Raw genomic sequence first — 26,385 nt, forward strand, 5'->3', positions numbered from 1 at the left:
GCTTCCTGCGGAGAATTACTGCGGCATCGCTTCCCGCGGGATGATCGCCCCGCGATACTGGATCACCGTGCTGGCGGTCAGGTGTCCGCGTTTGGCGGCGGATTCAGCATCGCCGCCGGTCAGGCGAACGGCCAGGTAGCCGGCGCTGAAGGAGTCTCCGGCGGCGGTGGTATCCACCACCTTCTCTTTGGCCAGCCTGACAGCCGGCACTTCCTGTAGCGGTTGCCCGCTAACCGAGACCAGGCAGGCATCCGCCCCGCGCTTCACCACCACCTCTTCCACGCCGGCGGCATGCGTGCGGGCGATCACCTCAGCAACCGGTTTTTCCCCCCACAGCGCGTCTTCATCATCGAGCGTCAGAAACGCGATATCGGTGCAGGCAAGCATCTCCTGATAGACCTGCTGCGTCTCCGCCTGGCTGGCCCACAGGCGTGGACGATAGTTGTTGTCGAAGATCACCTTGCCGCCGTTGGCGCGGCACTCACGCAGCAGCGTGAACAGCTTGTCGCGGCTGGCCGGGCTGAGAATGGCGAGACTGATGCCGCTCAGATAGAGATAGTCGAAAGTGGCCAGCTCTTCGCAAATCGCCGCCGCGCGATCGCTCTCCAGCCAGAACTTTGCCGCCGCCTCGTTGCGCCAGTAGTAGAAGGTGCGCTCGCCGGTGTCATCGGTTTCAATGTAATACAGCCCCGGCAGGCGGTCGGCCATCCGCTGGATAAGATCGGTGTTGACGTTTTCCTGCTGCCAGCTGTCGAGCATCTGCTGGCTGAACGCATCGGTTCCCAGCGCGGTGACATAGTGGACGCTCAGTGCGCTGGCATCGGTCTGCCGCGCGATATAGACCGAGGTGTTTAAGGTATCGCCGCCAAAGCCGCGGTTAACGGCCCCGTTCTTCTCTGACAGCTCAATCATGCATTCGCCAATAACGGCAATTTTTTTAGACATAGCCAGAACCTGCAATGGAATCGATATAAGCGCTAGTGTGCGCTGCGCTGTTTTGCTGGTCAATCATATTAAAACATCGTTCCATTATTTTTTTGACCTGACGCGCGTAATGTGACGAAAAGCGCATTTCCAGGATAAACGCCGCGTTTTGACTATATTCAGGACTGACGTGATGCAAAAGGAGCGGAGTAGGGATGAGCAGAACCCGTAAAACGTTGGTTATCATCACAGGAACGATACTGTTGCTGATCGTTCTCTTCTTTATCGTGCTGGCCACCTTTGACTGGAACCGGCTGAAGCCGACGATCAATCAGAAAGTGTCCGCCGAACTTAACCGCCCGTTCGCCATCCGCGGCGATCTCGGCGTGGTCTGGGAGCGGCAGCCGGACGAGCGCGGCTGGCGCAGCTGGATCCCGTGGCCCCATGTGCACGCGGAAGATATCGTGCTGGGCAACCCGCCGGCCATCCCCCAGGTGACTATGATCCACCTGCCGCGGGTGGAGGCGACCCTCGCCCCGCTGGCGCTGCTGAGCAAAACGGTGTACCTGCCGTGGATCAAGCTGGAACAGCCCGACGTGCGGCTGATCCGCCTGGCGGAAGACAATAATAACTGGACCTTTCAGCTGGCTGGCGATCAGCGTACGTCGGGCGACAGCGCGCCCTCCAGCTGGTCCTTTCGCCTCGATAATATTCTCTTTGACCGCGGGACTATCGCCATCGATGACAAGATCACCCGCAGCGATATCACCATCCTTGTCGATCCCCTCGGCAAACCGCTGCCGTTCAGCGAAGTGACCGGCACGAAGGATCAGCATAGCGCGGCGAAAGTGGGCGATTACGTCTTTGGCCTGTCGCTGAAGGGCCGCTACAAGGACCAGCCGGTCACCGGTAACGGTAAAATCGGCGGCATGCTGGCCCTGCGCAGCGCAAGCACGCCTTTCCCGCTGCAGGGCGACTTCCACTCCGGCAACACCCGGGTGGCATTCAGCGGCACGGTCAGCGACCCGCTCAACGTCGGCGGTATTGACCTGCGGCTGAAATTCGCCGGCGACTCGCTGCGCGATCTCTACGACCTGACCGGTGTGCTGCTGCCGGAGACGCCATCGTTCTCTACCGATGGCCGCCTGCGCGCCGACTTTAAGCAGAAAAACCGCATGCGTTTTGACTACCAGGATTTTAATGGTCGGATCGGCGATAGCGACATTCATGGCTCCCTCACCTATACCACCGGCAAACCGCGACCGAAACTCAGCGGCGATATGGAGTCGAAGCAGCTGCGGCTGGCGGATCTCGGGCCGTTAATCGGCGTCGATTCCGGCAAAGGGACGAAGAAAGGCGCTGCGCGCCAGGCGGGCGACCGACCGCAGCCGGCGGGTAAAGTGCTGCCGGCAGACCGTTTTGAAACCGATAAATGGCAGGTGATGGATGCCGATGTACGCTTTAAGGGCCGGAGAATTGAGCACGGCGGCACCCTGCCGATCAGCGATCTGTCGACCCATGTGATCCTGGAAGATGGCGACCTGCGCCTGCAGCCGGTGCGCTTTGGCCTGGCCAACGGGTCGATTGCCGGCAGCGTACACTTGCAGGGCGATAAAAAGCCGCTGCAGGGTGAGGCCAATCTGCAGGCGCGACGCCTGAAGCTGAAGGCGCTGATGCCGAACGTCGAGATGATGCAGAAAACCCTTGGCGAGATGAATGGCGATGTTCAGCTGCGCGGCAGCGGCAACTCGGTGGCGGCCCTGCTCGGCAACAGTAATGGCAACCTGAAACTGCTGATGAACGACGGCCTGATCAGTCGTAACCTGATGGAAATTCTCGGTCTTAACGTCGGCAACTACCTGATCGGCCAGATTTTTGGTGATGAGGAAGTTCGGGTGAACTGTGCGGCGGCCAATATCGACGTGACCAACGGCGTCGCCCGGCCGCAGATTTTTGCCTTCGATACGGAAAACGCGCTGATCAATGTGACCGGAACCGCCAGCTTCGCCTCCGAGCAGCTGGACCTGACCATCGATCCGGAAAGCAAAGGCTTCCGGGTGATCACCCTGCGTTCACCGCTGTATGTACGGGGCACCTTTAAATCGCCGCAGGCGGGAGTGAAGGCCGGGCCGCTGATTGTCCGCGGTGCGGTAGCGGCGGCGCTGGCGACCCTGGTGACGCCGGCTGCCGCGCTGCTGGCGCTGGTCTCCCCGGCGGAGGGCGATAGCAACCAGTGTCGGACCATTTTGTCACAGATGAAAAAGTAGGGGAGAGCCCTGACGCCAGCGGCGTCAGGGCGAAGGATCACAACGACTGGTGGCGGGTCTCGTGGGTCAGCAGCAGGGCGATCAGCGTCAGCGCCGCCATCGCCGCCAGATAGGTGCCGACCGCCGCCAGGCCATAGTTGCCCTGCAGCCAGGCGGCAATATACGGCGCGACCGAGGCGCCGAGGATCGACGAAACGTTATAGGAGAACGACGCGCCGGTGTAGCGCACCTCCGTCGGGAACAGCTCCGGGAGCAGCGCGCCCATCGGGCCAAAAGTCAGTCCCATCAGGCTTAAACCCAGCAGCAGGAAGGCGAAGACCAGCAGCGGGTTACCGGAACCCAGCAGCGGTTTAAAAGCGAACAGGGCGAACAAAATAATCATCGTGGTGATGACAATCATGCTCTTGCGACGGCCAAAGGCGTCCGCCAGCAGGCCGGCGACAGGCACCATCACGCCGAAGCCAATCACCGCCATCATCAGCATCCACAGCACTTCGTTACGCGGCAGGCCCAGGCCATTCGGCGCGGCGCCGGTGCTGAAGGTCATCGAGTAGACGGTCATGATGTAGAACAGGGTATAGGTTGCCAGCATGATGAAGGTGCCCAGCACCGTCACGCGGACGTGTTTGGTCAACAGGGTACCCAGCGGGATTTTGACCTGTTTTTTCGCCGCTGCCACTTTGGCGAAGACCGGCGTTTCGTGCAGCGAGACGCGCACGTACAGACCGATGATCACCAGCACCGCGGAGAAGATAAACGGCACGCGCCAGCCCCACTCCATAAACTGCTGATCGGTTAACAGCCAGGAGAGCAGCAGGAAGGTGCCGTTGGCGAAGAAGAAGCCGATCGGCGCGCCCAGCTGCGGGAAGGAGCCGTACAGGGCGCGCTTGCGCGCCGGGGCGTTTTCCGTTGCCAGCAGCGCTGCGCCGCCCCATTCCCCTCCGAGGCCAAGCCCCTGACCGAAGCGCGCCAGCGCCAGCAGCATCGGCGCGACAATGCCAATGCTTTCATAGCCGGGCAGCAGGCCGATCACCACGGTGGAGATCCCCATGGTTAACAGCGAGGCCACGAGAGTGACCTTGCGGCCGACGCGATCGCCAAAGTGACCAAACAGCGCGGAGCCGATCGGCCGGGCGACGAAGGCGATGGCGAAGGTGGCCAGCGACTGCAGGGTGGCCGCGGCGGCATCGCCCTGCGGGAAAAAGATATGCGGGAAGACGATGACCGCGGCAGTGGCATAGATGTAGAAGTCGAAAAACTCAATGGCGGTGCCAATGAGCGAGGCGACAACGACTTTGTTGCGTGAATTGACCGGGGCGGTTTCCTGCGAGTTTTCGAGTGTGGTGGCTGTGGCTTGCATAGATCTTTCTTATTTTTGCGCGAACGAAAAGCCATATAGCCACAGCCACAGGGACATTTCAATCTGTAACAAACGTGGAAAGTGGGTAAAAAACAGGCAAAAAGCGGATAATTTTTACACCAGTAAAAATGGTTCTATGAAATGCTTCACACAATTAAAAAGATAGAGGATAAAACCAGTTTTTGGTTAAATAAAAGTTAATGGGTGGATTTATCTACTGAAATAAAGCGCGAGGATGAATTTTGCCTCTTCAATTCATCCTCGCAATGCGTTAACGGTGGGTTTTGCCAGGCATCCGCCGGTCGTCTTTATACTCCGCGGTGGCGATCCATGCGGCGCAGAATAGCGTCAGGCGGGCGAAGAAATAGAAAAAAGCCATCAGCCCCAGCACCGAACCGAACGCCGCCCCGGAGGGGGATTTCACCAGCGCCGGCAGCGTCCAGGTCATGACGATTTTGATGATTTCAAAGCCAATCGCCGCGATAAGCGTGCCGCGAAACAGGGCTTTGCGCCGCGGACGATGGCGCGGCAGCCGCCAGAAGATCCAGAAAAAGAGCAGATAGTTGGCAAAAATCGAGATGGCGAGGCCGATCAGCCGCCAGGCGGGCTTCAGCCATTCAATGTTGTCGAGATACAGCGCGGAGATAATCAACTGCTGGGCGGAACCCGCGACAGAAGTGATGGACAGCGTAATAATCAGCGCCACCAGCAGACCGATCAGCGAGATAAGATCGCGGAAGTATTTTATCCAGATTTTCTCTTCGTCCTGCGGCCGGCGCTCCCAGACGTCGCGCGACTGGGCGCGGATCGCTTCGCGCAAATTGCCCATCCAGTTAATACCGGAATAGAGGGCGACCAGCAGGCCGACCAGACCGACGGCGGTGCGCTGCTGCACCGCGGTGTTGATGGTGTTTTTCAACGTCGCCGCCAGCGTCGGGTCGCTGACGTTTTGCAGAATCTTGTCGAAAATGTCCTGCAGCAGGGTCGGGTGCCAGGCCAGCACGAAACCGGCGGCGGCAAAGGAGACCATCAGGATTGGGATCATCGACAGGAACGAGAAGTAGGTGATGGCCGCGCCGAACTGATTGCCCAGCCGGTCATTGAAACGTTCTGCGGCGCGCAGTAAGTGGGCGATCACCGGGTTGCGCTGCACTTTGGCCGCCGTTCCGGTGACGGTCTTCAGCGCCTGGCTGGCTTTTTGCCCGACGGCCGTGTCATTGAGAGCGTCGAGGGGGCTTTTGTTTTTCTCCGGCTGCGTGTCCGGTTCCTGTGGTGGGCGTCGATCGTCGTTTTCCGGCGTCATACGTGATTTCTTCCTTTTTTACCGCGAGATTCAGCAAAAAGTATACCTTAAATGGCGTATCCTGCAGGAACGCATCTACCCGCCACCCGTTCACCATCCGCGGGGATCAATCGACATAATCTTTCATCAACCCGCCCAGCCACTCCATAAACAGATGTACGCGACGGGAGAGATTGCGCCGATGGGGGTAGATAAGCGAGACCGGCAGCGGCTCGGCGCGGTACTGGGGCAGGATCTCCGTCAGGTCGCCGGCGCGTAACGCCTCGCGCACGCCGGTACGCGGCACCTGAATGATCCCCAGCCCGGCGATACAGGCTGCCTGATAGGTTTCCGTACTGTTGACTGTCAATATGCCGCCGGTTTTTACCCAGCGCACCGCGCCATCGATCACCACCTCAAAGCCGGGGGGACGGACCCCGAGGGTGCTGGCGTAGTGGATCAGGGCATGATCCGCCAGATCCTCAAGGGATTGCGGATAGCCAAATCGCGCAAGGTAGTCCGGGCTGGCGCAGTTAATTTGCGTCAGCTTGCCCAGTGGGCGGGCGATAAGCCCTGAGTCTTTGAGCGCGCCGACGCGTACCACGCAGTCAAACCCCTCGCGGATCACGTCCACCAGCCGGTCGCTGCTGCTCAGCTCCAGTTCGATGCCCGGATACTGCTGTAAAAAAGTCGGCAGATGAGGGATCACCAGTTTTTTAGCAAAACCGACCGGCATATCCACCCGCAGCCGGCCGCTGATGCTCGCCGGATCGTGCTGGAACATGCCGTCCAGTTCGTCGAGGTTGCTCAGCAGATCCTTCGCCCGCTCGTAGTAGACCATCCCATCCTGGGTGAGCTGAACCCGACGGGTGGTACGGTGCAGGAGCCGCACGCCAAGATGGCTTTCCAGGGCCTGAATCTGCCGCGAGACGCTGCCTTTCGGCAGCGCCAGGGTCTCGGCGGCGCGGGAAAAACTCTCCAGATCCGCTACGCGAATGAATAACTGCATTGCATGAATTTTATCCATGCCGATCGCCTATTGTTGTTATGAATGAAACAGTAAAACGTAATGTAGCGTATTTATTGTTTCACTGGCAGTTAATAAGCTAGAACACAATCACAACGCAACCTGAAAGGGGTTTTCTGATGACACAACGTATCGCTTTAGTGACCGGCGGCAGCCGCGGTCTGGGTAAAAACGCCGCGTTGAAGCTGGCGGCGAAGGGAACCGATATTCTTCTGACTTACCACAGCAACCGCCAGGCGGCCCTCGACGTGGTAGCAGAAATCGAGCAAAAAGGGGTCAAAGCGGCAGCATTAGCGCTGAACGTCGGGGATATATCAAGTTTTGACGCTTTCGCCAGCGAGGTGGCACAGGTGCTGGCGCAGAAGTGGGGGCGAACCACCTTTGATTATTTACTGAACAACGCCGGGATCGGCCTTAACGTCCCCTTCGCCGAGACCAGCGAAGCGCAGTTTGACGAGCTGATGAACATCCAGTTCAAAGGGCCATTTTTCCTGACCCAGCGGCTGCTGCCCCTCCTGCAGGACGGGGGACGGATCCTCAACGTTTCCAGCGGCCTGGCGCGCTTTGCCCTGCCGGGCTATGCGGCCTACGCCGCGATGAAGGGGGCGATGGAGGTCCTGACCCGCTATCAGGCGAAAGAGCTGGGCGGGCGCGGTATTTCGGTGAATATCATTGCGCCGGGAGCCATCGAGACCGACTTTGGCGGCGGCGTGGTGCGCGATAACGCCGAGGTGAATCGGCATATCGCCGCCCAGACCGCGCTGGGGCGCGTCGGGCTGCCGGATGATATCGGCGACGCCATCGCCGCCCTGCTCAGCGATGAGCTGGCGTGGATGAACGCGCAGCGCGTGGAAGTCTCGGGCGGGATGTTCCTCTGAGCCAGACTGACGCCGGGCGGTGCGCTACGGCGCATCGCCCTCCCCACGCAGCCGACCGAACAGCCAGTCATTGTGCCAGCGGCCGTTCAGCCAGTAGTTCTCCCGCAACTCCCCCTCCAGCCGGAAGCCGGCTTTGAGCAACAACTGCTTAGACGCCTCGTTGCCGGCGGTGACGCTGGCGGTCAGGCGGCGGACGCCGCCGGTGGCAAAGGCGTAGTCGCACAGCGCGCGCAGCGATTCGTAGCCGTAGCCCCGGCCCTGCGCCGCCGGAGCGAAGAGAAAGCCGACCTCGGCAATGTCGCGCTGATGATGCTGGTAACCGGTCAGGCCGAGCGGGGTATGGGTGAGCCTGTCGCGCACCACCAGGCACAGCCAGTGTTCATCCCCCGGCGCCCACGGCGGCAGCCGCGAATCGAACGCCTCGCGGATGGCCGCCTGCGGCCGGGGGTCGGCGACGTAGAGCATGACCTGCGGATCCTGCTGCAGGGAAAGAAAAAACGACCAGTCGTCCAGCTGCAGCGGTGAGCAGCGCAGGCGCGGCGTCAGGAGTTCAGGCATAAGCGTCATTCCAGGCAGGGCGAATCCTCTGAACATAGCAGGAGAAAGCCGCCGGGAACAGCCCGACTAGGTTGGCTCACCGTACAGGCCAATCAGTCGGCGCACCACGCCGTTGGTCCAGCCAAAGCCATCCTGCAGGGGATACTCCCCGCCGCCACCCTCATGCGGGACGCCGGTGGCAATATGGTATTTCTCAATCAGCTTGTGATGCTGCTTGTAAAAGTGATTGACCGTCTGCAGCCAGCTCCAGGCAATCTCATCCCCCAGCGGATCCTGGCCGTAACGTTTAAATCCCTGGATCGCCATCCACTGCAGCGGCGCCCAGCCGTTAGGTTTATCCCACTGCTCACCGCTTTCATATTCGGTGGCCATGATCCCCCCGGGGGTGAGCAGGCGGGCCCGCACCGCATCGGCAAGGCGTTCTGCCTGCTCGTGAGTCGCCAGGCCGACGTAAAGGGTGACGATGCTGGCCGCGGAAAACAGCGCCAGCTGTTCACGGCGCCAGTCATAATCGCGGAAACAGCCGTTCTCATCATCCCACAGATAGCGGTTGACCGCCGCCCGCCGATCCTGAGCCTTCTGGCGGAAGGCCGCCTCTGTCTCGCGATCGCCCTTCAGGCCGGAGAGATTGGCGATGGTCGTCTCCAGCTTGAACAGGAAGGCGTTCAGGTCGATGGGGATAAACTGCGTCGTGCGGATGCTGGCCAGCCGCGTGATATCCCGCAGCCAGCGGCTGGAGTAGTCCCAGCCGGACGCGGCGCCCGCCCGCAGGTCGCGGTACACTTCATTGGCGGGCCGCCCGGAGTGTCGGGCGGTCTCCACGTCCTCGCGCCAGGACTCATCCCGCGGCGTGTCCCGGTCGTCCCAGTAGCGATTGAGCAGGGAGCCATCCGGCATACGCACCACGTGGCGATACGCCTGGTGCGGGATCAACGACTCGGCGCCGTCCATCCAGAAGGCGTGCTCCATCTTCAAATGGTCCAGATAGCGCTTCGCGCCGCGCACGCCATCCTCTTCAAAGAGTTCGACCATCAGGGCAAACACCGGCGGCTGCGATCGGCTGAGGTAGTAGGTGCGGTTGCCGTTCGGAATGTGACCGTAGGTTTCAATCAGCCAGGCAAAGTTATCGGCCATGCATTTCAGCAGATCTTCCCGGCCGCTCTCCGCCAGCCCCAGCATGGTGAAATAAGAGTCCCAGTAATAGGTTTCGCTAAAGCGACCGCCAGGCACAATATAGGCCTGCGGCAGCGCCAGTAGCGACGACCAGGGAATATGATCCTGAGGCTCGCGGGTCAGCACCGGCCACAGCTTATCGATGTGCTCTTTCAGCGTCAGGCTGGGGTCCGAGGTGTAGACGTCGGTCTGGTTCTCCGGCAGCCAGAAGTTGTCTTCCACGAACTGTCGCAGGTCGAAGTCGGGCTGACGTTTGACCTTGCGGTAGTTGCGCAGGATGTCCAGCGGATCGTGTTTCGGCGCGCAGTCGGGGAAGGTTTTGCTGTCGGCAAAGATGCGTGATTTCTGCACGTTGGTAAACAGCTCAAGATAGCGATCCGCCGGGGTAAGGGCATCGGACGCCGGAAGCCCCTCGATCACCTCAGGCTCCGGTTCAGCGTCTATCATCTCATCCAGCTTTAATTCGTACGGATCGGCTTCGTAGCAGGGATCGATGTCGATCCTTAACTCGTCGTCTTCAACGTGGCGTAATTTCTGGCTGAACATAGCGATACGGACCTCCGGATAGCGTGAGTTCGGGGCCGGGCATACCCGGCCTTGTCTATTAAGCGTAGACAGTCGCTTCGGTGAGTGTGAAGCAAACTGTGCGTGAGATCACGCTTTTCCGCCGAGAAGAAAAGCTGTCATTTTAAAGTATGCTGTTGATAATTAATTAAAAATTGTACATCCTGGCACAGATGAAATTCGGAGCATTCATTATGCAACAAAATTTTATCCCGGGGCGCTCACTCCCACGCCGCCTCCAGCATCTCCAGCAGCTGTTCGCCGCTCAGGCTGACCGGATTGGCCTTCATTGATGAGGAGGTGCTGGCGGCCAGCGCCGCCGGTTCCAGCGCATCGCGCGCTACGCCGAGGTCGCGCAGGGTGCCAAGGCCAGCGCGATGGCTCCATTCCCGCAGACTGTCCCAGACCCGATCCACAGGGACGTCCAGCCCGTCGGCCAGCCAGCGGCGAACGTCGTTGAAGCGCTGGCGCAGGGCAGGGTCGCTTATCTGCGACTCATTGAGCGCCAGGCCAAACGGCAGCAGGCTGCCGCATAAAGCACCGTGCGAGGCGCGGCTCAGGCCGCCCAGCGGGCCGGCAAGGCCGTGGATCACTCCCAGCCCGGCGTTCGCCAGCGCCAGTCCACCGCACAGGCTGACCCAGGCCATCTCGTCGCGGCTGGCCGGACACTCTTGTTCCATCAGGATTTTCAGCGCGCGGATGCCCCGCGGGATCGCCTGCTGGCAGAGGGCATCGGTGAAGGGAGTGGCCCGGCTGCAGAGCCAGGGCTCGATCACCTGGGTCAGGGCATCGAGGCCGGAGCTCAGGGTGATGCTCCGCGGCGCGTTGTCGGTCAGCGCCGGGTCGACAATCGCCAGGTCAGGCAGCATTCGGTCGTCGCGCAGGCTCACTTTCCGCTGTTGTTCCGGGACGTTGATCACCGCATTTTTGGTGACCTCCGCGCCCGTCCCGGCGGTGGTCGGGATCGCCACGAACGGCAGCGGACTGGCTTCCAGCTGACGACCCGTTCCCACCACCTCCAGATAGTCGACCAGCGGGCCGGCGGCGGGCACCAGCGCCGCAATCGCCTTACCGGCGTCAATCACCGCGCCGCCGCCGAGGCTGACCACTGCCCGGACGCCTTTCTCGCGCGCCAGCTGGACGCCCTGCTCGATATCGATAAGCCAGGGTTCGCGGCTTATCGCCAGCATCGTGACCTCCAGCTGCAGCGCCTCCAGCTGATGGCGCAGAAACGCCGCCCGCTGCGGGCTGGCGCCATGCACCAGCAGAATGGGGCCGCCCTGCTGCGCCAGCCAGGGGGCAGCGCTCAGGGCCTGACCACGGCCAAAACGAATATTTGCGGGCATCAAAACGGTAAAAGGGGTCAACATGTCGGGTTCCTTTTCGGCAAACAGGCTGGAATCAACTATACACATTATCCACTACTCTGCCTTGTTGCTGGCTGGCAAGGCTGACAATAGAGTAGAGTGAAAGATCTCTCTTTTATGGCTGAGGAATCGCTGACAATGCTAACAATTCTGGGCAAACGCTCTTCAATCAATGTACGGAAAGTGTTGTGGACCTGCGAGGAAGCCGGGCTGGCGTACCAGCAGGAGGATTACGGCAGCGGATTTAAGCCTCTGGATACGCCTGAGTTTCAGCGCCTGAATCCTAACAGCCTGGTGCCGGTGCTGCTGGACGGTGACTTCGTGCTCTGGGAGTCGAACAGTATCTGCCGCTATCTGGCGCGGAAAGCGGAGCGCTGGGATCTGCTGCCCGCCGAGCCACAGCCCGCCGCCGAGGTGGAGCACTGGATGGACTGGCAGGCGACCGAGTTTAACACTGCCTGGCGCCATGCCTTTATGGGGCTGGTGCGTAAAGATCCGCGCTTTCAGGATCCGGCGGCGATTAAAGAGAGTATTGCCACCTGGACCCACTGCGTGCGCATTGTCGAAGCGCAACTGCAGCGTACCGGGGCGTGGATAGCCGGCGAGCGCTTCACTCTCGCCGATATCGTGCTGGGGCTGTCGGTGCATCGCTGGAAGATGACCCCTTTTGCCCATCCGGAGATGCCGGCCGTGGAACGCTGGTATATGGCGCTCAACCAGCGCCCGGCGTTTATGCGCCACGGCAATAACGGCGTGGCCTGAACATAAAAAAAGAAGCCCCTGGGGCTTCTTTTTATCATCCGGCGATCGCGTCTTAGCGCATGGTGACGAACTCTTCTGCCGCCGTCGGGTGAATGGCAACCGTGTTGTCGAAGTCTTTTTTGGTGGCGCCCATCTTCAGGGCCACCGCAAAGCCCTGCAGCATCTCATCCATCCCAAAGCCGATGCCGTGGATCCCGACAATCTTCTCTTCCGGGCCGACGCACACCAGCTTCATGCGGCACGGCTGGCGGTGCGAGGTGACGGCGGTGTACATCGCGGTGAAGGAGGATTTGTAGACCTTCACGGCGTCGTCGCCGTACTGCTCGCGCGCCTGCGGCTCGGTTAAGCCGACGGTGCCGATAGGCGGGTGGCTGAAGACCACGGTCGGGATGTTGCTGTAGTCCAGATGCTCTTCCGGCTTGTTGTTAAACAGGCGTTCGGAGAGGCGACGGCCTGCGGCCACGGCCACCGGGGTCAGCTCGACGGCGCCAGTGTTATCGCCCACCGCGTAGATGCCCGGCACGTTGGTGTTCTGGAACTTATCAACGACGATGTAGCCTTTTTCGTTGGTTTTGACGCCAGTAGCCGCCAGGTTGAAGTTATCGGTCGCCGGTTCGCGGCCAATCGCCCAAATCAGGCAATCTACGGTCTGGCTGCGACCATCTTCCAGCTCCAGCGTCAGGCTGCCGTCGGCATTCTTGACTACCGCTTTCGGGATCGCGTTGGTGTGGAGCTGCGGGCCTTCGGCGTTCATCACTTCCACCAGGGTCTCCACGATCAGCGGATCGAAGCTGCGCAGCGGCGCGTGTTTACGCACGAACAGGTGCGTTTCGGCGCCGAGGCCGTTAATCACCCCCGCCAGCTCAACGGCGATATAGCCCGCGCCGACCACCGCCACGCGCTTCGGCAGCGCCGGCAGTTCAAAGAAACCGTCGGAATCAATACCGTATTCCACACCCGGAATATTCGGGTGGCTCGGCCGGCCGCCGGTGGCGATCAGGATATGGTCAGCGGTGATCGTCTCGCCGTTCACTTCCACGGTATGGGCATCGACAAAGCGCGCGAAGCCTTTGATCACGTCGACGTTGTTCTTACCCAGTACGTTGTCGTAGGAGGTATGGATGCGGTCGATGTAGGCGCTACGGCTGGCGACCAGCTTCTCCCAGTCGAAATGGTTGATGGTGGTATCGAAACCGTAGTCCGGGCCGTAAAGATGAATCGCTTCGCGGATCTGCGCCGCATGCCACATTACTTTTTTCGGCACGCAGCCGACGTTGACGCAGGTGCCGCCCAGTTCTTTGGCTTCAATCAGCGCGCACTTCTGGCCGTACATGGCCGCGCGGTTAATCGAGGCGATACCGCCGCTACCGCCGCCGATGGCGAGGTAATCATAATGTTTGCTCATGCCCATATGTCCTTAATCGTTGATTGCCGCGATTGTAGCGCGAGGCTTAAAAGGTTCCACCGATGGTTGCGATTACTCCGGTACGATCCAACTGACGGTGGCGTGGCCGGTGCCGGCCGGAACCAGCTTGCTGTGCAGCCACGGCAGCACATTGTTCATCTGCTGCTCCAGCTTCCACGGCGGGTTGATGACGATCATCCCGGAGGCGGTCATGCCGCGCTGGTCGCTGTCCGGACGCACCGCCAGCTCGATTTGCAGAATTTTGCGAATGCCGGTGGCTTCTAACTCTTTGATCATGCGTTTGATCTGTGCGCGTAGCACGACCGGATACCACAGGGCGTAGGTGCCGGTGGCGAAGCGTTTGTAGCCTTCGTGGATCCCGGTCACCACCGCCTGATAGTCGGTTTTAATTTCGTACGGCGGGTCGATCAGAATCAAACCGCGGCGCGATACCGGCGGCAGCTTGGCTTTCAGCTGCTGGTAGCCATCGGCTTTATCGACGCGCGCGCGGCTGTCTTTCTGGAATTCAGCGCGCAGCAGCGGGAAGTCGCTCGGGTGCAGCTCGGTCATCTGCAGGCTGTCCTGCTCGCGCAGCAGCTGGCGGGCGATCAGCGGCGAGCCCGGGTAGTAGCGCAGCTGGCCATTACGGTTGAAGTGTTCGACCACGGAAATATACGGCTCCAGCTCTGCCGGCAGGTCGTCCTGCTGCCAGATGCGGGCGATGCCTTCGAGATACTCGCCGGTACGCTCGGCGTGCTCGCCGCTCAGCTGATAGCGGCCCGCGCCAGCGTGGGTGTCCAGGTAGAGAAACGGTTTTTCTTTCTCTTTCAGCGCTTCGATGATCAGGCTCTGAACGGTGTGTTTGAGGACGTCGGCGTGGTTGCCTGCGTGAAAGCTGTGGCGATAACTGAGCATGGATACAGAGATTCCGGGAAGTAAACAAGTTAACCGATAGTTTACCGCAGATCGGCCGAGATTACCGCTGCGCCGCCGCGCTGTTTCATTTCTGCCAAAAGCGTTGCAAAACATAACGCTGTCATAAAAACGTCAAACGGCCGCGCTAGCGTCGGGTGCAGGCAAGGTAATTATCTGAATAAAAGGAAAAATAATGAAAAGGCAACTCTCACTGCTGGCCGTCGCGCTGCTGCTGGCGCAACCGGTTCTGGCCAAAGACATTCCGCTGGACAGGGCGGCGGCCCTCGCTAATAGCGTGACGCCGGCTGCCTCCAGCCAGGCGTATGACGATCTTGAGCAACAGGCGCTGACGCAGCTACGTCACGCTCTGCAGGGGGATGCCGCCACGCTGACCCGCGATCGGCTGGCGCACACGAAACAAAACAAAACTCAGGCCGATACCGCCTGGCTGAAGGCCAGCGGCTATGACTTCCAGACCCGGGCCAACCAGCAGGCGGGTATTGCGCTGTTGTCGGCGTTCAGCACCCTGCCGGAGACCGTCGTGAAGCAGAATCTGGCGACGGTGACTAGCATCAATCGCGATGCCGTGCAGACGACACGCCGTCAGGCGCTGGCCGATGCGGAAGGGATTAGCTACCTCTACTTCCTCAGCGATGCGCTGGGGCCGCGGCTGGGCAAAGCGTTTCTGACCGCCTATGACCAGGGCGCGCTGGGGAAAGCGGCAGCATTGATCAAAGCCTCGGAAGTCAGCACCGGCGAGGCGAAAAAGCACTTCAACAATCCGCGGCCGTTTCTGGTTCAGGGCAACACCATTCACCTGGTGCCTGACGATGTGGTGGTGAAGGATAACCAGCCCTACACCGCTGACGGCGGCTCGTTCCCCAGCGGCCACACCAACACCGGCTATACCGATGCTCTGCTGCTGGCGGCGATGATCCCGGAGCGCTACGACGCGCTGGTAACCCGCGGCGCCCGCTATGGCTACTCGCGCATCGTGCTGGGCGTCCACTATCCGCTGGACGTGATCGGCTCGCGGATGGTGGCCGAGCGCAACGTGGCCCACTATCTTAACGATCCGCACTACCGGGTATTATTTAACGAAGCCCGCGATCAGCTGCGCGCCGCGCTGGCGAAAGCCTGCGGCACATCGCTTGCTGAGTGCGCGAAGAGCAGCGTGAAAGACGATCCCTGGCGCGATCCGGCGATGCGTGATTTCTCTCGTTTCACCATGACCTACGACCTGCCGCAGCAGAAGGGGCCGCAGCCGCGTCTGCAGGTGCCTGAGGGGGCGGAAGTGCTGCTGGAGGCTGCCCTGCCGCAACTGTCAGCGGCCCAGCGTCGGGCGTTGATGGTCAACACCGCGCTGCCGGCGGGTTACCCCCTTTCCGGCACCACCCCCGAACAACAGTTCTGGCAGCGGTTGAATCTGTCGGCGGCCTGGGAGATGGCGCAAAAAAGGCATTAATGCGGTTTCCGGCACGCTGCACCGCGTGTCGGCCTTTTCCCGCAACGGGCGGACTTATCGCAGTAATACCCAGGATGACGCACCGCCCGTCATTGAAATTCCCCCAACTATCCCCCATTCTAGATCTCATGCATAAGCGCCGGACGCGCGCTTCATTCACCCTTTTCAACAGGACAGCGCATATGACCAATCCATTACTGACGCCTTTTTCCCTGCCGCCTTTTTCTGCGATCAAACCGGAACACGTGGTCCCTGCGGTCACCAAAGCGCTGGATGATTGCCGGGCCGCGGTGGAAAGCGCGGTGGCGCACGGCGCGCCGTATAGCTGGGAAAATCTTTGCCAGCCGCTGGCGGAAGTGGACGATGTGCTGGGACGCATCTTCTCGCCAGTCAGCCATCTGAATTCGGTAAAAAACAGCCCGGAACTGCGCGAAGCTTACGAACAGACCCTGCCGCTGCTCTCCGAGTACAGCACCTGGGTCGGCCAGCATGAAGGCCTGTATAAAGCCTACCGTGACCTGCGCGATGGCGATAACTACGCCACGCTGAATACCGCGCAGAAAAAAGCGGTCGACAACGCGCTGCGCGATTTTGAATTATCCGGTATTGGCCTGCCGCCGGAGGCGCAGAAACGCTACGGTGAAATCGCCGCGCGCCTCTCTGAGCTGGGTAACCAGTACAGCAACAACGTCCTCGACGCCACCATGGGCTGGAACAAGCTGGTGACCGACGTCGCCGATCTGGCCGGTATGCCGGAAAGCGCGCTGGCCGCCGCTCAGGCTCAGGCCCAGGCGAAAGAGCAGGAAGGGTATCTGCTGACCCTGGATATCCCGAGCTACCTGCCGGTGATGACCTACTGCGACAACCAGGCGCTGCGCGAAGAGATGTACCGCGCCTACTCCACGCGTGCCTCCGATCAGGGGCCGAACGCCGGTAAATGGGATAACAGCCCGGTGATGGCGGAGATCCTCGCTCTGCGCCATGAGCTGGCGCAGCTGCTGGGCTTTGACAGCTATGCCTTTAAATCCCTCGCCACCAAAATGGCGGAGGATCCACAGCAGGTGCTCGACTTCCTCACCGACCTGGCAAAACGCGCCCGTCCGCAGGGCGAGAAAGAGCTGGCCCAGCTGCGCGCCTTCGCCAAAGCCGAGTTTGGCGTTGATGAACTGCAGCCGTGGGACATTGCCTACTACAGCGAAAAACAGAAGCAGCACCTCTACAGCATCAGCGATGAGCAGCTCCGCCCCTATTTCCCGGAAAACAAAGCCGTTAACGGCCTGTTCGAAGTGGTTAAGCGCATTTACGGCATTACCGCCAAAGAGCGTACCGATGTCGATGTGTGGCATCCGGAAGTGCGCTTCTTCGAGCTGTATGACGAACACAACGAGCTGCGCGGCAGCTTCTATCTTGACCTGTATGCCCGCGAACATAAACGCGGCGGGGCGTGGATGGACGACTGCGTCGGCCAAATGCGTAAACTGGATGGTTCCCTGCAGAAGCCGGTCGCCTACCTGACCTGTAACTTCAACCGCCCGGTCAACGGCAAACCGGCGCTGTTCACCCACGACGAAGTGATTACCCTGTTCCACGAGTTCGGCCACGGTCTGCACCACATGCTGACCCGCATTGATACCGCCGGCGTTTCCGGCATCAGCGGGGTGCCGTGGGATGCAGTCGAACTGCCGAGCCAGTTTATGGAAAACTGGTGCTGGGAGCCGGAAGCGCTGGCGTTTATCTCCGGTCATTATGAAACCGGTGAACCGCTGCCGCAGGAGCTGCTGGAGAAAATGCTGGCGGCGAAAAACTACCAGGCGGCGATGTTTATTCTGCGCCAGCTGGAGTTCGGCCTGTTCGATTTCCGCCTGCATGCGGAATACAAGCCGGAGCAGGGGGCGAAAATTCTTGAGACCCTGGCCGAGATTAAAAAGCAGGTCGCTGTGGTGCCGGGCCCGACCTGGGGCCGTTTCCCGCATGCGTTCAGCCACATCTTCGCCGGCGGCTATGCGGCAGGTTACTACAGCTACCTGTGGGCCGACGTGCTGGCGGCGGACGCCTTCTCACGCTTCGAAGAAGAGGGGATTTTCAACCGCGAAACCGGTCAGTCGTTCCTCGACAATATCCTGAGCCGCGGTGGTTCCGAAGAGCCGATGGTGCTGTTCAAACGCTTCCGCGGCCGTGAGCCGCAGCTGGACGCGATGCTGGAGCACTACGGGATCAAGGGTTAAGTCTGCGGTGAAGATCTGCTTAATTGATGAAACAGGCGCCGGAGACGGCGCCTTATCTGTTTTAGCCGCCCGCTGGGGGCTGGAGCAGGATGAAGATAACCCGATGGCGCTGGTGCTGACGACGGAGCATCTGGAGCTGCGTAAGCGCGATGAGCCCAAACTTGGCGGCATCTTCGTCGACTTTGTCGGCGGGGCGATGGCCCACCGGCGCAAGTTTGGCGGCGGCCGCGGTGAAGCGGTCGCCAAAGCGGTGGGTATTAAAGGTGATTACCTGCCGGATGTCGTCGACGCCACCGCCGGGCTGGGACGCGATGCCTTCGTGCTGGCGTCGGTCGGTTGTCGCGTGCGAATGCTGGAGCGTAATCCGGTGGTCGCCGCGCTGCTCGACGATGGCCTGGCGCGCGGCTATGCCGATGCGGAAATTGGCGGCTGGCTGGAGGAGCGGCTGCAGCTGATCCACGCCTCCAGCCTGACGGCGCTGACCGATATCACCCCGCGTCCGCAGGTGGTGTACCTCGATCCGATGTTCCCGCATAAGCAGAAAAGCGCGCTGGTGAAGAAAGAGATGCGCGTCTTTCAGTCGCTGGTGGGGCCCGATTTAGACGCCGATGGCCTGCTGGCCCCGGCGCGCCAGCTGGCGACCAAACGGGTGGTGGTGAAGCGCCCGGATTACGCGCCGCCGCTGGCGGAGGTCGCCACGCCGAACGCGGTGGTGACCAAAGGGCATCGGTTTGATATTTACGCCGGTACGCCGGAGTAATATTACGCCGTGGTGGTATCTCCCGGATAGCGGCGCAACGCGCCTTATCCGGGCTACCGAATTGTCGCCCGGCTCAGCGTAGCGCAAGCCGGGAACCGCAATATCTGAACAAACGGCGCCAGCGCGGATCGGCCATCTTAAACGGTTACTCGGCGCTGGCCGGGGTATTAATCATCCGGTTCAGCCACGGCACCATCAGCGCCATCACCACCGTGACGCCCAGCGTCACCAGGCCAATTTTACTGAACACATTGGTATAGACCGGCAAGGTCTGCAGCGGATCGGTAATGTTTTCCGGCACTGCGGTGAAGGTCGCCACATAGCCGCCCAGCAGGAACGCGACGGCCTGGGTCAGAAACCACATCCCCAGAATAAAGCCCATCAGATGCTGCGGCACCAGCGCGGCAACCATCGCCAGCCCCAGGGCGCTGATCAGCAGTTCGCCCAGGCTCTGGAACAGATAGACCAGCACAATAAACCACGGCGAGGTTAATCCCTGGGCGTCGGCAAACCACATCCCGGCGGCTGCGGCGGTCAGGAAGCCCAGCGCGCAGAGCAACATCCCGAGGGTAAACTTCACCGGCATGGTCAGGTCTTTCCCTTTGTGACCGAGATGGGTGTAGATCGCCGCCAGCACCGGACTGGCAACCACCACCCAGAAGGGATTGAGCGCCTGGAAGCTGACCGGATTGATGGTAAAGCCCAGGATCTCATGATGGACGTTGTTGATGGCGAAGAAGTTTAGCGAGGTCGGCATCTGGGCATACAGAATGTAGAACAACACCGCCTCGATCATCAGGATAAAGGCGACGAACATTTTGTTGCGTCCGGTTTTATCGAGGCGAAACGCTTCGCGGAAAAAGAACGCAATGACCACGATCGACAGGACAATCAGCACCAGGTTGGCGACCATCACGTTATGCATCAGCCAGGCGCAGAGAAAAATCATTACCACCGTCCCGGCCAGCACCAGCGCCAGATTGCGCAGGCTGAGGGGGCGATGATCCGGCTCGGAGCCAATATCTTTCACCATCCCACGGCAGGCGAAGTAGACCAGCAGCGCGATAATCAGCCCCGCGCCGCACAGGTTATAGGTCACGGCATAGCCAAACTTTTCGGCGATCACCGGCGCCAGCGAGAGCGACAGCAGTGAACCGATGTTTATCGACATATAAAACAGGGTAAACGCCCCGTCGAGACGGGCGTCTTTAGGCGGATAGCATTTTGACAACAGGCTCGCCGGGTTGGCTTTAAACAAACCGTTGCCGACGGCGATGGTGCCGAGAGCGATAAAGATCAGCTGCGGTTTCAGCAGCGACATCCCGGTCATAAAGTAGCCGATAGCCAGCACAATGGCGCCGAGCACCAGCGTGCGTTTGGTCCCCAGCAGATGGTCGCCCACGTAGCCGCCGATGGAGATCAGCCCGTAAACCAGCGCCGCGAAGGCACCGAAGGTGATAAAGGCCTGTTCCTGAGAGAAGCCCAGCTGTTTGACAAAGAAGACCGCCAGGATCCCCTGAACGCCGTAATAGCCAAAACGTTCCCAGAGCTCCACAAAGAAGATCATGAAGAACGGACGAGGTTGCTGCAGCAAGCCCGTAGGTGCAGTTGTATTCATATTCCTTCGCCTTGTTTTACTTTCCCAAAAAGTATGAACGCGTATGCCAGAACGCGCCGAAAATGTCTGATAACTCGCCATGCTGCGGTTATTGGCTTAGTGAATAGATTATTATATAGATGTTTTGGCGAATAACTGGTTGATCACACTAATTGAATGGCGATTTTATGGCTTTAATCTCTGCCATGCGGTGAGGGGAAAGCGAAAATAAAGACGCCCGCATCGGCGGGCGTCTTACGCGGATAAAACGGGACGGTTATTCGTCTTCTTCGTCGCGCAGCGGGACGATCAGCATGTCGACATGGACGGTGTTGATCAGCTGGCGGGCAGAAGACATCAGCTTGCTCCAGAAGTCCTGATGGTGGCCGCAGACCACCAGATCCATATCATATTTTTTAATCGCATCGACCAGCACCTGGCCGAGGTCGCCGCTGCCGCTCAGGGTCTCGGTGATCGGGTAGCCCGCGTTGGTGGAGAGCTCGGTCAGCGCGTGATGGGTCTCTTCGGAGATGCGTTTTTGCATGTCGCCGAGGTTAACGTCAATCAGCCCGGTGTAGAGGTCGGAGTAATTCACATCCACGTGGATCAGGGACACTTTTGCGTTATACGGGCGGGCCATAGAAACGGCTTTTTCAACCAGTACTTTACTCTCCGGGGACAGGTCTACTGCAATAAGAATATGTTTGTAAGCCATAGTGTTACTCCTTCCATAAGTTTGTCGATGACCATTGGACCTGACAGCTGGCGCTGCCGTTTCGCCCGCGTCCTGCGTGCTACATTCGCGGGAGGGTAGCCTTTAAGGACTTCATTGTAGAAGATATTTCCTACCTTATAGCGCCCCCCGCACTCCGTCAATGCACTGGGTTCACCTAAAAGTTAAACAAATTTATCCGTCTTACGTATTGATAACGAATAACCTTGTGGTAAAAAAATTAATGGATCTCCTACACTATTTAATGAGCCGGTCGGAAAAATAAATGTGATCGGAATCGCACTCTTTACGGTATCGTCGTGGGTTATTTGGGGAGCGGTAGCCGCGGAGGATTTCTCCGTGGGCGGGTCGCCGGGGAGGAGGTATGATCAGCACTATTGCGCTGTTTTGGGCCCTGTGTGTCGTTTGTGTGGTGAATATGGCACGCTACTTCTCATCGTTGCGTGCATTATTGGTGGTGCTACGTGGTTGCGATCCCTTGCTCTATCAGTATGTTGATGGCGGCGGCTTTTTTACCTCGCATGGGCAGCCCAGCAAACAGATGCGGCTGGTCTGGTATATCTACGCCCAGCGTTACCGTGACCATCACGATGATGAATTTATTCGTCGCTGCGAACGTGTCCGTCGTCAGTTTATCCTGACCAGCGCGCTGTGCGGTCTGGTGGTGGTGAGCCTGATTGCGCTGATGATCTGGCACTAACGACATCTTCGGGATAAAAAAACGGGCCAGCAAGCTGACCCGTTTTGATCGAATGACGTTTAAATCAGTTTCAGGGAGAGCCAGTAAAGGACGCCTGAAAGGATAATCGCTGCCGGAAGGGTCAACACCCAGGCCATCAGGATGCTGGTCACGGTCTTTTTCTGCAGACCACCGCCATCCACCAGCATTGTCCCCGCCACCGAGGAGGAGAGCACGTGGGTGGTGGAAACCGGCATTCCGGTGTAGCTCGCCAGACCGATAGAAACCGCTGCGGTCATCTGTGCCGACATCCCCTGAGCGTAGGTCATGCCCTTCTTACCAATCTTCTCGCCGATGGTGGTCGCCACGCGGCGCCAGCCGATCATGGTGCCGATACCTAACGCCAGCGCGACCGCCATAATAATCCAGATTGGCGCGTACTCGATGGTGCTCAGCATATCGGTTTTCAGTTTCTTCAGCAGACGCTGGTCGTCAGCGCTGACGTCCGGCAGCTTCGCCACTTTATCAGTGGTGTCGGAGATGCAGAGCATAATGCGACGCAGCTGACCGCGCTGATCCGGTGACAGTGAATCGTAGGTTTCAACGCCGGTCAGCATAGTCTTCACGCGGTCAAGCGCGTTGATAGTATTTGCTGGATGGCAATGAAACTCACCGTTGGCCGCGGTATTGGTATCCGGAGACGGAACCAGTTGGTCAACACCGGTGGCTTTCTTCAGCAGGTCAGGGCGCTGCTGGAAGAAGGTTTCCACGTTGTTGACCGCATCGCGGGTACGAGTGATTTCGTAACCGGAGGCGTTCATATTCACCACGAAGCCCGCCGGGGCGACGCCAATCAGCACCAGCATCACCAGACCAATGCCTTTCTGCCCATCGTTGGCGCCGTGGGAGAACGACACGCCGATAGCGGACAGGATCAGGGCGATACGGGTCCAGAACGGCGGTTTTTTCTTACCGTCTTTCTTTTCACGCTCTGCGGGGGTCAGGTGGATACGCGCGCGTTTTTTGGTACCGCTCCAGTAGCGACGGAGAATGAAAATCAGGCCGCCCGCAATCACCAGACCGACGATCGGCGAGATGATAAGCGAAGCAAAAATGCCGATGACTTTCGGGATATTCAGCGCATCAACCACTGAAGTACCGGTCATTAGCGCATTGGTTAAACCAATACCGATGATGGCGCCAATCAGGGTGTGAGAACTGGAGGCCGGGAGGCCGAAATACCAGGTGCCGAGGTTCCAGATGATCGCCGCCAGCAGCATAGAGAACACCATGGCGAGGCCATGTGCGGAACCCATGTTAAGCAGCAGATCGGTGGGCAGCATATGCACAATGGCATAGGCTACGCTGAGACCGCCCAGCAGAACGCCGAAGAAGTTGAAGAGCGCCGCCATCGCCACAGCAAGCTGCGACCGCATTGCGCGAGTGTAGATAACCGTAGCCACCGCGTTTGCGGTATCATGGAAACCGTTAATCGCTTCGTAAAACAGTACAAAAGCTAAAGCAAGCAATAATAATAGTCCGGTATGTAAATCCAGACCGGCAAATAAATGTAGCATAGGACGTTACGCCATTTTGAGGACATGAACGCGGCGCATTATCAGTGACTTTAGCGGCGCGGGCAAAGTGAAATATAGACTTTTTTTGATTTTCTTCCTGTTTAGGTTTTACCCTGTTGGGAGTAATCCTATATCTTTCAATGATGTATCTAATGCGGGATTTTTCCCGCTGGTGTGACCAGAGTGAAATATTTACAAAACCCGACAATTGGGGAACGAGGAACGCGGTGTGGAAAGGTTTGATGCCATTGTCGTTGGCGCCGGAGCGGCGGGAATGTTTTGCGCAGCGCAGGCGGGCCAGCTCGGCTGCCGCGTCCTGCTGCTCGATAACGGCAAAAAGCCGGGACGAAAAATTCTGATGTCCGGCGGCGGCCGCTGCAACTTTACCAACATGTATGTTGAGCCGGCGGCCTATTTGAGCCAAAACCCGCATTTTTGCAAATCTGCCCTGGCGCGCTACACCCAGTGGGACTTTATCGAGCTGGTCGGCAAATATGGCATCGCCTGGCATGAGAAGACGCTCGGCCAGCTGTTTTGTGATGATTCGGCGGAGCAGATCGTCAATCTGCTGCTCGCGGAATGCGAAAAGGGCGACGTGCAGATCCGCCTGCGCAGCGAAATTCTCAGCGTCGAGCGAGATGAACAAGGCTACCGGCTACAGGTGAACGGCGAAACGCTGATGACCAAAAAGCTGGTGATTGCCTCCGGCGGTCTGTCGATGCCGGGGCTCGGCGCCTCGCCGTTTGGCTACAAGGTGGCCGAGCAGTTCGGCCTGAAGGTGCTGCCGACCCGCGCCGGGCTGGTGCCGTTTACCCTGCATAAGCCGCTGCTCGAGCAGCTTCAGGTGCTCTCCGGTGTTTCGGTGCCTTCTACCATTACCGCCGAGAACGGCACCCTGTTCCGCGAAAATCTGCTGTTTACCCATCGTGGCCTTTCCGGGCCGGCGGTGCTGCAGATATCCAGCTACTGGCAGCCCGGCGAGTTCGTCACTGTTAACTTGTTGCCGGACTGCAATCTTGAGGACTTCCTTAACGAGCAGCGCAGCGCGCATCCCAACCAGAGCCTGAAAAATACCCTGGCGATGCAGCTGCCGAAGCGGCTGGTGGAGTGTCTGCAGCAGCTGGGACAGATACCTGATGTAACACTGAAGCAACTGAACGCTCGCGATCAGCAGACGCTGGTGGAGACACTGACCGCCTGGCGCGTGCAGCCGAACGGCACCGAAGGCTACCGGACGGCGGAGGTGACCCTCGGCGGCGTGGATACCAACGAACTTTCGTCACGTACCATGGAGGCGCGTAAGGCGTCGGGTCTCTACTTTATCGGCGAAGTGATGGACGTCACCGGCTGGCTCGGCGGCTATAACTTCCAGTGGGCGTGGTCAAGCGCCTGGGCCTGCGCGCAGGCGCTGGTGGAAGGGTAATCCAAGGGCCCGGGTACTGTGGCACCCGGGCTTACTTGATCAGTTCAACCCAAGAAAATACTGGGCGATTTTGAAATAGATAATCAGCCCGGTGCCATCAATCAGCGTAGCGATAAACGGCGCGGAAACCACCGCCGGGTCGATGCCGATCCGCTTAAGCACCATCGGAATGATCGACGAGACAATCGCGCTCCACAGGGTAATGCATACCAGCGTCAGGCTGACGATCAGCGTGATTTCCATGCCAATCCCCATCATCCAGGCGCGCAGGCAGCCCGCCAGACCCAGGGTCAGGGCAATCAGAAACGAGGTCGACACCTCTTTGCGGATCACCCGCCCCATATCGCGCAGCCGCACTTCCCCCAGCGCCATCGAGCGCACCAGCGTCGAGGTGATCTGCGTTCCGCTATTGCCGCCGGTGCCGATGAGCAGCGGAATAAAGAAGGCGAGGGCGATGGCCGATTCCAGCGCCTCTTCGAAATGCTGAAGCACGCTGCTGGTATAGGCTTCGGCCACGAACAGCAGCAATAGCCAGACCGAACGTTTCTTCCACAGCGTCCACGGACTGATTTCCAGATACGGTTTTTCCAGCGGTAGCGTCGCCCCCTGCAGCTGGGCGTCTTCGGTGACGTCATCCTCCAGCAGATGGGCGATCTCCTTTTCCATCAGGCAGCCGACCAGCTCGCCTTTATCGACAACCGGTACCAGGTCGAGGCCGCGCTCGGTGAGTTCGGCAATCACCTGCGGGCGCTCGTCGTCAGGTTTGACGCGAAACAGGCAGCTGTCCATCAGGTAGCGGATAGACTGCCCGACATCCCCTTCCTGCAGGAGCTTTTTGACCGACAGGCTGCCGCGCAGTTTCCTGCCGGCGACGACAAACACCTGGCCGGGAATGTCATCACTGTCCAGCTGGGAGATAAAGTGTTCGCGCGCCTCATGGACGCTGAGATGTTCCTGCAGCGTAATAAAATCGGTACGCATGTACTGGGCGATCGCATCGCCGTCGAAGCCAGAGGTCGCCTGATGGGCGGCGCAGAGTTGAATGGAAGACATGATTAAAATCCCTATAAAAAATCACTCATAGGGGCGAACAAGACAGGGTTAGCGCAGGCAGATCCCTACGTCCTGGTTTTAGCACTGCATAACGTATCTGAACGGTCATGACCGCCAGAAGTTACCTTGGCAACACCTTGATTCGATGGAAGCCTGTATTTCCCTGAGTGGTCTCTCTCGATACCAACAGGGCGGTAACTTGTATTTATGCAGGAGCCTCGCCATAACGAGATCGTTAAATGAGGCGCCATTATTGGCGAAGCGGGATAATTCACAAAGCGTATAATTTATGTGGTTTATCAACTGTTGATAAACAAACTTCATCAGAATTTGGCTTGACTTCATCTTGTGCTATCATTAGCTTGACTTCAATGGATGAAGTCATGGGGCA

21 protein-coding genes and 1 riboswitch are annotated in these 26,385 nt (G+C 59.2%); of the genes, 8 read left to right on the forward strand and 13 right to left on the reverse strand.

Going from position 1 to position 26,385, the window contains the following annotated elements; genetic code table 11:
* Positions 1-15 precede the first annotated feature (15 nt).
* Entirely contained in the window at positions 16-945 is a 930-nt protein-coding gene (locus DTA24_RS01450) for a sugar kinase (protein ID WP_012967094.1), read from the reverse strand.
* 194 nt (positions 946-1,139) lie between these two features.
* Here DTA24_RS01450 and DTA24_RS01460 point away from each other — a divergent pair, with 194 nt between their 5' ends.
* Positions 1,140-3,191, forward strand: coding sequence for an AsmA family protein (locus tag DTA24_RS01460; protein ID WP_012967095.1), 2,052 nt, complete (start codon positions 1,140-1,142; stop codon positions 3,189-3,191).
* Between the two features lie 37 nt (positions 3,192-3,228).
* Here the strand turns inward: DTA24_RS01460 and DTA24_RS01465 are convergent, their stop codons facing one another.
* The 3 genes from DTA24_RS01465 to DTA24_RS01475 all read right to left on the reverse strand — a co-directional run bounded on the left by DTA24_RS01465 (position 3,229) and on the right by DTA24_RS01475 (position 6,860).
* Positions 3,229-4,551: an MFS transporter gene (locus DTA24_RS01465; RefSeq protein ID WP_012967096.1), complete on the reverse strand. Its 1,323-nt coding sequence runs from the start codon at positions 4,549-4,551 to the stop codon at positions 3,229-3,231.
* Positions 4,552-4,822: 271 nt separating this feature from the next.
* Complete coding sequence (gene yhjD, locus DTA24_RS01470) at positions 4,823-5,854, reverse strand: inner membrane protein YhjD (protein WP_008806925.1); 1,032 nt, start codon at positions 5,852-5,854, stop codon at positions 4,823-4,825.
* Positions 5,855-5,960: 106 nt separating this feature from the next.
* Complete coding sequence (locus DTA24_RS01475) at positions 5,961-6,860, reverse strand: LysR family transcriptional regulator (RefSeq protein WP_022065187.1); 900 nt, start codon at positions 6,858-6,860, stop codon at positions 5,961-5,963.
* 119 nt (positions 6,861-6,979) lie between these two features.
* Between DTA24_RS01475 and DTA24_RS01480 the strand changes: the two genes are divergently transcribed.
* Positions 6,980-7,738, forward strand: coding sequence for an SDR family NAD(P)-dependent oxidoreductase (locus DTA24_RS01480; RefSeq protein WP_012967099.1), 759 nt, complete (start codon positions 6,980-6,982; stop codon positions 7,736-7,738).
* 24 nt (positions 7,739-7,762) lie between these two features.
* Here the strand turns inward: DTA24_RS01480 and DTA24_RS01485 are convergent, their stop codons facing one another.
* From DTA24_RS01485 to DTA24_RS01495, 3 genes are all read right to left on the reverse strand, one after another.
* Complete coding sequence (locus DTA24_RS01485) at positions 7,763-8,296, reverse strand: GNAT family N-acetyltransferase (RefSeq protein WP_023298314.1); 534 nt, start codon at positions 8,294-8,296, stop codon at positions 7,763-7,765.
* A 66-nt stretch (positions 8,297-8,362) separates the two neighbouring features.
* A complete protein-coding gene (locus DTA24_RS01490; RefSeq protein ID WP_008806929.1) occupies positions 8,363-10,015 on the reverse strand; it encodes an alpha,alpha-trehalase in 1,653 nt (550 codons plus the stop codon).
* Between the two features lie 239 nt (positions 10,016-10,254).
* Entirely contained in the window at positions 10,255-11,403 is a 1,149-nt protein-coding gene (locus DTA24_RS01495; RefSeq protein WP_023323366.1) for an iron-containing alcohol dehydrogenase, read from the reverse strand.
* Between the two features lie 135 nt (positions 11,404-11,538).
* On the opposite strand from DTA24_RS01495, the gene DTA24_RS01500 reads away from it, so the two are divergent.
* Positions 11,539-12,162, forward strand: coding sequence for a glutathione S-transferase family protein (locus tag DTA24_RS01500; RefSeq protein ID WP_012540364.1), 624 nt, complete (start codon positions 11,539-11,541; stop codon positions 12,160-12,162).
* Between the two features lie 52 nt (positions 12,163-12,214).
* Here the strand turns inward: DTA24_RS01500 and gorA are convergent, their stop codons facing one another.
* The gene (gene gorA, locus DTA24_RS01505) at positions 12,215-13,567 is read right to left on the reverse strand and encodes a glutathione-disulfide reductase (protein ID WP_012967102.1); all 1,353 of its coding nucleotides are present in this window, start codon (positions 13,565-13,567) and stop codon (positions 12,215-12,217) included.
* Between the two features lie 72 nt (positions 13,568-13,639).
* Positions 13,640-14,482 carry a 23S rRNA (adenine(2030)-N(6))-methyltransferase RlmJ gene (locus DTA24_RS01510; RefSeq protein ID WP_008806933.1) on the reverse strand — a complete coding sequence of 281 codons (843 nt, stop codon included), beginning with the start codon at positions 14,480-14,482 and terminating at the stop codon, positions 13,640-13,642.
* A gap of 193 nt (positions 14,483-14,675) precedes the next feature.
* Here DTA24_RS01510 and DTA24_RS01515 point away from each other — a divergent pair, with 193 nt between their 5' ends.
* From DTA24_RS01515 to rsmJ, 3 genes are all read left to right on the forward strand, one after another.
* Positions 14,676-15,947: an acid phosphatase gene (locus DTA24_RS01515; protein ID WP_055323086.1), complete on the forward strand. Its 1,272-nt coding sequence runs from the start codon at positions 14,676-14,678 to the stop codon at positions 15,945-15,947.
* A gap of 182 nt (positions 15,948-16,129) precedes the next feature.
* Positions 16,130-18,172: an oligopeptidase A gene (prlC, locus tag DTA24_RS01520; protein WP_008806935.1), complete on the forward strand. Its 2,043-nt coding sequence runs from the start codon at positions 16,130-16,132 to the stop codon at positions 18,170-18,172.
* Positions 18,173-18,179: 7 nt separating this feature from the next.
* Positions 18,180-18,932: a 16S rRNA (guanine(1516)-N(2))-methyltransferase RsmJ gene (rsmJ, locus tag DTA24_RS01525; RefSeq protein ID WP_012967105.1), complete on the forward strand. Its 753-nt coding sequence runs from the start codon at positions 18,180-18,182 to the stop codon at positions 18,930-18,932.
* Positions 18,933-19,077: 145 nt separating this feature from the next.
* Here the strand turns inward: rsmJ and dtpB are convergent, their stop codons facing one another.
* The gene (gene dtpB / locus DTA24_RS01530; RefSeq protein WP_123836529.1) at positions 19,078-20,550 is read right to left on the reverse strand and encodes a dipeptide/tripeptide permease DtpB; all 1,473 of its coding nucleotides are present in this window, start codon (positions 20,548-20,550) and stop codon (positions 19,078-19,080) included.
* Positions 20,551-20,806: 256 nt separating this feature from the next.
* A complete protein-coding gene (uspA, locus tag DTA24_RS01535) occupies positions 20,807-21,244 on the reverse strand; it encodes a universal stress protein UspA (protein ID WP_004145166.1) in 438 nt (145 codons plus the stop codon).
* 382 nt (positions 21,245-21,626) lie between these two features.
* Between uspA and uspB the strand changes: the two genes are divergently transcribed.
* Entirely contained in the window at positions 21,627-21,962 is a 336-nt protein-coding gene (uspB, locus tag DTA24_RS01540) for a universal stress protein UspB (RefSeq protein WP_002921203.1), read from the forward strand.
* Positions 21,963-22,021: 59 nt separating this feature from the next.
* Here uspB and pitA read toward each other — a convergent pair whose 3' ends face one another.
* Complete coding sequence (gene pitA, locus DTA24_RS01545; protein WP_008806938.1) at positions 22,022-23,518, reverse strand: inorganic phosphate transporter PitA; 1,497 nt, start codon at positions 23,516-23,518, stop codon at positions 22,022-22,024.
* Positions 23,519-23,747: 229 nt separating this feature from the next.
* On the opposite strand from pitA, the gene DTA24_RS01550 reads away from it, so the two are divergent.
* Positions 23,748-24,941 (forward strand): NAD(P)/FAD-dependent oxidoreductase, encoded by a 1,194-nt coding sequence (locus DTA24_RS01550; protein WP_082227781.1) that lies wholly within the window; start codon positions 23,748-23,750, stop codon positions 24,939-24,941.
* Between the two features lie 39 nt (positions 24,942-24,980).
* On the opposite strand, the gene DTA24_RS01555 is transcribed toward DTA24_RS01550, so the two are convergent.
* On the reverse strand, positions 24,981-25,994 hold the full coding sequence (locus DTA24_RS01555) for a magnesium transporter (RefSeq protein WP_012540371.1): 1,014 nt from the start codon (positions 25,992-25,994) through the stop codon (positions 24,981-24,983).
* A 56-nt stretch (positions 25,995-26,050) separates the two neighbouring features.
* A riboswitch (M-box (ykoK) riboswitch) is annotated at positions 26,051-26,232 on the reverse strand.
* Positions 26,233-26,385: the final 153 nt, after the last annotated feature.

The organism is Klebsiella sp. P1CD1 (genome assembly GCF_003790505.1).
Taxonomy (GTDB): domain Bacteria; phylum Pseudomonadota; class Gammaproteobacteria; order Enterobacterales; family Enterobacteriaceae; genus Klebsiella; species Klebsiella variicola.